Source organism: Sphingomonas sp. CCH9-F2 (assembly GCF_001556735.1).
GTDB classification, from domain to species: Bacteria; Pseudomonadota; Alphaproteobacteria; order Sphingomonadales; family Sphingomonadaceae; genus Sphingomonas; species Sphingomonas ginsenosidimutans.
In genome coordinates, this window is record NZ_LSJO01000259.1 from 1 (window position 1) to 4,617 (window position 4,617).

The following is a 4,617-nucleotide window of genomic DNA, read 5'->3' on the forward strand; positions in this document are numbered from 1 at the left end:
CCCCGCCGGTTCGGGCCACAGAAGCGCGACCGTCTCGGCAGTGTCGCCGACATAGTCGCGGCTCATGCGGAACAGCACCGGATCGACCCGCGCCTCGATCAGCGCGCGGACCACCGCGGGCTTCACCCCAGGTATGTCGATCTCCCCGGTCAGCGCTGCCAGCGCCCAGCCGCGATCGGGATCGGGGGTGGCGCGCAGATAGTCGCCGATCAACTTGAGCTTCGCATTGCGCGAGCGGGTGTAGATCAGGGCATCGAGGAGCGCGGCGAAGGCGTGCATGTCATGCGCAACGCATCATCGACCGATCGCGCTCCCGCGGGGTGGTGACGTCCAGCGCGAAAGCCGTTCGTGCCGAGGAGAGGCTGAGCTGTGGAAGCCTCGTCTCGAGGAATTACGCCAACGGCCCTTCGAGACGCCGTTTCGACACGCTCCATGGCTCCTCGGGGCGAAGGGAAAGGGGGAGCCAAACACCTTGCCCCCTGCCCCCTCAATCGATCGCGTCCTTCACCGCCTTGCCCGCCATCAGCCCCAGCACGAGGAAGATGACGAACAGCGCGATCGCGATGAAGAACAGGATCTTGGCGATCCCGACGAATGCGCCGCCGATGCCGCCGAAGCCGAGCGCACCCAGCACCAGCCCGACGATGAGGAAGATGAAAGCCCATTTCAGCATGGCGACGCTCCGTCAGACAGGGGGTGGGGATCAGCCCTTGCGGCTGGCCTCGAACAGGAACCAGGCGCGCTCCTCGGCCTGGTCGGTCCATTCGTCGACGATGCCGCTGGTGGCATTGTCCTTGGCTTCCTCGGCGGCGTCCTTCACCTCGCGGAAGCGTTCGACCAGCTTGAGGTTGTCGTCGCGCAGTTCCGCCAGCATATCGGCCGGGCCGACGAATTCGCGATCGTTGTCGACGATCGACTGGCGGCGCGAAATGTCGCCGATCGAGCGCAGCGTGGTGTTGCCGGTCTTCCGCACGCGCTCAGCAATGGCATCCGTCACCGCCAGGATCTGCGCCGCCTGATCGTCCATCAGCAGGTGATAGTCGCGGAAATGCGGGCCGGACACGTGCCAGTGGAAGTTCTTGGTCTTCAGGTACAGCGCGTAGCAATCCGCCAGGGCGGCGTTCAGCGTGTCAGCGACGGTGCGCGTGTCGTTGCGCGCCAGATCGGTCGGGGTCTTCAGGGCGGGGTTGGTCTCTGCCACGATCGGCTCCATGCAGCGTGAATTGGTATCGCTGCTGTAACGACGCGCGCGGCGAATGGCTCCGGCAAGAATCTCGTTCAGGGTAAGCGGGCGCTTATATAAGCGACACCGCCGTCAGGCCGGTGATCACGCCCGCGACGGTCAGCACCGCCGCGCTGCCCAGCCGGATCGCGCGGTGCGGCAGCCGCTGCCACGCCGCCTCGCCCATCGCCGCCGCCGCGGCGACCACCGCCAGCGCGCCGATCGTCGCGCCGACCGCCGCCGCCCAGGGCAACACGCTGCGCGCGCCCAGCGCGGCGGCGACGAACTGCATCCGGTCGCCCAGCACCATCACGAACAGCCCCAGCAGCGCGGTGGCGACGCGGCCGATCCGCCAGCCCGCCAGATCGTCGGGCCGGCGATGCCGCCACCCGGTCCCCAGCCCGGCGAACAGCAGCGCGAGGGCCAGCAGCAGCAGCCGCGCCTCCGGCGTCAGCAGCGGCCCGACCGCCAGCCCGGCGGCGACCCCGATCGCGTAATTGGCGGCGAGCGCGACGGCGGCGGCCGCGACGACCAGCGCGGGCGTGCGCCAGCGATCGGCCAGGATCGCGGCGAGCCACGGGGTCCGGTCACCGGCCTGGGTGATCGCCCCCAGCACCAGCGCCGCCATCAGCGCATCCATGCCGCGCGGATCAGTGCGCGAAGCGGACCGTGCAGGCGGCGGCGAAGGCGCGCGAGGCGGCCTCGTCCTGCCGGTCGCTGGCCACCGCCTCGGCCAGCAGCGCTAGCCAGTGGTGGACCAGCGCGCCGCGTTCCCCGCGCGCCAGCGCCGATTCGAGCAGATGCGCCACGGTGACCGCCGGCAGCATATGGTGGCGGTGCGCGATCGCGCGGATGCGATCGACGTCGCCCGCGATTCGCGCCGGCCCGCCGCGCCATTCGATCGCCGCGATCCGGTGCGACAGTTCGGCCTTCACATCCGTGATATCAGTGGCTTGCATCGGTCCTGCTCCTTGATGCACAGCGTCGCACAGACCGGTTACGGCGGGCTTAATCGCGGGGCGGCGCTTGACTTGCGCGCGCAGTTGCGCCAATCGCCCGCGTCTGTCGCGGCGGAGGTGCCTTCGCCGCTATTTTTCGTTCATTCGCTTAGGAATTGGTCATGGCCAAGCCGACCACCGTCAAGATCAAGCTCGTCAGCACCGCGGACACCGGCTTCTTCTACGTCACCAAGAAGAATCCGCGCACCAAGACCGAGAAGCTGAGCTTCAACAAGTACGACCCGGTCGTGCGCAAGCACGTCGAGTTCAAGGAAGCCAAGATCAAGTGACCGAACGAGTCGCGTAGGCGGCTCGTCGATCACCCGCCCGGGGAGCCGCAGGCGCGCCGCCAGCGGCTCTTTTCGTGCGTCTGCCGTCCCGCGCGCGTGCGTCCGGTCAGACCAGCTCGCTGACCGCCGCCATGAACCGCGCCAGCGTGATCGGTTTCGACACATAGGCATTGGCGCCGGCGGCGCGGATCCGCTCCTCGTCCTCGCGCCCGGCATAAGCGGTGACCGCCATGATCGGGATATGGCGCAGCGCCTCGTCCTGCTTCAGCTCCAGGATCAGTTCATAGCCGGTGACGTGCGGCATCTGGATGTCCATGACGATCAGCTCGGGCGTCACCTCGCGCGCGCGCTCCACCGCCTCGCGCCCGTCGCGCACCGGCTCGACCGCGAAGCCGTGCGCGCGCAGCAGGTCGCAGAACAGCTTCAGGTTCAGTTCGTTGTCCTCGACAACGAGCACGGTTTTTGCCACGCGGGATCGGTCTCCTCCGGCGCGACGATAGAGAATGGTTTCGACCGACACAAATCCGAACGACGCTTCGACACTGGCATTGGGGGCGCTCGGCTGGACGCTGGGCGACGACGATCGCGCCGCGCGGCTGGTGTCGCTGACCGGGCTGACCCCGGGCGACCTGCGCGCGCGGCTGGGGGAGCCGGCGGTACTGGCGGCGGTGCTGGCGTTCCTGGAGGCGCATGAACCGGACCTCGTCGCCTGTGCCGAGGCGACCGGCACGACGCCCGCACGGCTGGTCGCGGCGCGCGCGGCGCTGGAGCGGGCGGCATGACGGATTCCCGTCCGCTGTTGATCTGCGACTGCGACGAGGTGCTGCTGCACATGCTGCGGCACTTTTCCGACTGGCTGGGCGAGGCGCATGACGTCGATTTCTCGATCGGCAGCTGGGAATTGGCAAAGAACATGAAGCGCCGCGGCGACGGCCCGCCGCTGACGCAGCAGGAGATGCTCGGCTTCCTGGGCGGATTCTTTCCCGAACAGATGGCGCGCCAGACGCTGGTGCCCCACGCGCGCGAATCGCTTGCCTGGCTGGCGGAGCGGGCGGACATCGTCATCCTCACCAACCTGCAGGACGATTGCCGCACCCATCGCATCGAGCAGTTGGCCGCGTTCGGGATCGAGCATCGCGTCGAATGCAACCAGGGCGGCAAGGGCGCGCCGGTGGCGCAGCTGGTCGCCGAGCACGGCGATCCGGTGACGGTGTTCGTCGACGATTTGCCGCACCATCACCAGTCGGTCGCCGAGCACGCCCCAGGCGTATGGCGGCTGCACATGGTGTCCGAACCCGAACTGGCGCCGGGCGTCCCCGCCGCGCCCGCCGCACACGCGCGGATCGACGACTGGCGGCAGGCGCGCGAATGGATCGCGGACCGCTTCGCCGAAGGGGCGGACGCGAGAGCGGCTTGACCGCGGGCATGCGTCGCCGCAAGCAGCGCGCATGACCGATCGCATCGACCGCACGCTCCAGGAACTGGGGCTGGAACTGCCGCAGGCCGCGGCCCCCGTCGCCGCCTATGTCCCCGTCGTCGAGGCGGGCGGGCTGCTCCACATTTCCGGCCAGCTGCCGTTCCGCGACGGCGCGGTCGTTACCGGGCGGCTGGGCGACGACGTGTCGCTGGAAGCCGGGCAGGACGCGGCGCAGCGCTGCGCGCTGATGCTGGTCGCGCAGATCAAGGCGCATATCGGCAACCTGGAGCGCGTCGTGCGCATCGTGAAGCTGGGGGTGTTCGTCAATTCGACCCCCGACTTCACCGACCAGCCCAAGGTGGCGAACGGCGCGTCGGAGCTGATGGTCAAGCTGTTCGGCGACGCGGGCAAACATGCGCGCTCCGCGGTGGGCGTCGCGGTGCTGCCGCTGGGCGCGGCGGTGGAGGTCGACGCGATCGTCGAGGTCGCCGCCGCCCTGTGATCGCGGCGCGGCGCCTCCTACATCGGGTGCGATGACCCCGCTTACCGCGCGAATCGCCGACGGCGTCGCCGCCATCCCCGCGGACCAGTGGGATGCGTGCGCCGGCCCCGCCAACCCGTTCGTCGGCCACGCCTTCCTGACCGCGCTGGAACGGTCGGGCAGCGTCGGCGGGCGCAGCGGGTGGCAAC

Annotated in this window: 10 protein-coding genes and 1 pseudogene; 5 read left to right on the plus strand and 6 right to left on the minus strand. The window is 69.4% G+C overall.

The features are described from left to right. The 5 genes and pseudogenes from AX685_RS07665 to AX685_RS07685 all read right to left on the minus strand — a co-directional run. Window positions 1-279 (minus strand): annotated as a pseudogene (locus AX685_RS07665) (cisplatin damage response ATP-dependent DNA ligase); the annotation flags it as partial. 208 nt (window positions 280-487) lie between these two features. Continuing rightward, entirely contained in the window at window positions 488-673 is a 186-nt protein-coding gene (locus tag AX685_RS07670) for a DUF1328 domain-containing protein (RefSeq protein ID WP_066487204.1), read from the minus strand. Between the two features lie 30 nt (window positions 674-703). Then, window positions 704-1,213 (minus strand): Dps family protein, encoded by a 510-nt coding sequence (locus tag AX685_RS07675; RefSeq protein ID WP_066487207.1) that lies wholly within the window; start codon window positions 1,211-1,213, stop codon window positions 704-706. 82 nt (window positions 1,214-1,295) lie between these two features. Beyond that, complete coding sequence (locus AX685_RS07680) at window positions 1,296-1,850, minus strand: TMEM165/GDT1 family protein (RefSeq protein WP_231738688.1); 555 nt, start codon at window positions 1,848-1,850, stop codon at window positions 1,296-1,298. A 22-nt stretch (window positions 1,851-1,872) separates the two neighbouring features. Further along, window positions 1,873-2,181: a hypothetical protein gene (locus AX685_RS07685; protein ID WP_066487211.1), complete on the minus strand. Its 309-nt coding sequence runs from the start codon at window positions 2,179-2,181 to the stop codon at window positions 1,873-1,875. Between the two features lie 161 nt (window positions 2,182-2,342). Between AX685_RS07685 and rpmG the strand changes: the two genes are divergently transcribed. Further along, window positions 2,343-2,510 carry a 50S ribosomal protein L33 gene (gene rpmG, locus AX685_RS07690; RefSeq protein WP_028967260.1) on the plus strand — a complete coding sequence of 56 codons (168 nt, stop codon included), beginning with the start codon at window positions 2,343-2,345 and terminating at the stop codon, window positions 2,508-2,510. A gap of 106 nt (window positions 2,511-2,616) precedes the next feature. Here the strand turns inward: rpmG and AX685_RS07695 are convergent, their stop codons facing one another. After that, on the minus strand, window positions 2,617-2,979 hold the full coding sequence (locus tag AX685_RS07695; RefSeq protein WP_066487212.1) for a response regulator: 363 nt from the start codon (window positions 2,977-2,979) through the stop codon (window positions 2,617-2,619). Window positions 2,980-3,013: 34 nt separating this feature from the next. Between AX685_RS07695 and AX685_RS07700 the strand changes: the two genes are divergently transcribed. From AX685_RS07700 to AX685_RS20955, 4 genes are all read left to right on the plus strand, one after another. Beyond that, window positions 3,014-3,292: a DUF3572 domain-containing protein gene (locus tag AX685_RS07700; RefSeq protein ID WP_066487213.1), complete on the plus strand. Its 279-nt coding sequence runs from the start codon at window positions 3,014-3,016 to the stop codon at window positions 3,290-3,292. Further along, window positions 3,289-3,927, plus strand: a complete 639-nt coding sequence (locus AX685_RS07705; RefSeq protein WP_066487214.1) for a hypothetical protein — start codon at window positions 3,289-3,291, stop codon at window positions 3,925-3,927. The genes AX685_RS07700 and AX685_RS07705 overlap by 4 nt, the downstream gene beginning before the upstream one ends. Before the next feature lie 31 nt (window positions 3,928-3,958). After that, entirely contained in the window at window positions 3,959-4,429 is a 471-nt protein-coding gene (locus tag AX685_RS07710; protein WP_066487216.1) for a RidA family protein, read from the plus strand. 31 nt (window positions 4,430-4,460) lie between these two features. Beyond that, window positions 4,461-4,617 (plus strand): peptidogalycan biosysnthesis protein (locus tag AX685_RS20955; RefSeq protein WP_197418526.1); only part of this gene is annotated, 157 nt, incomplete at its 3' end.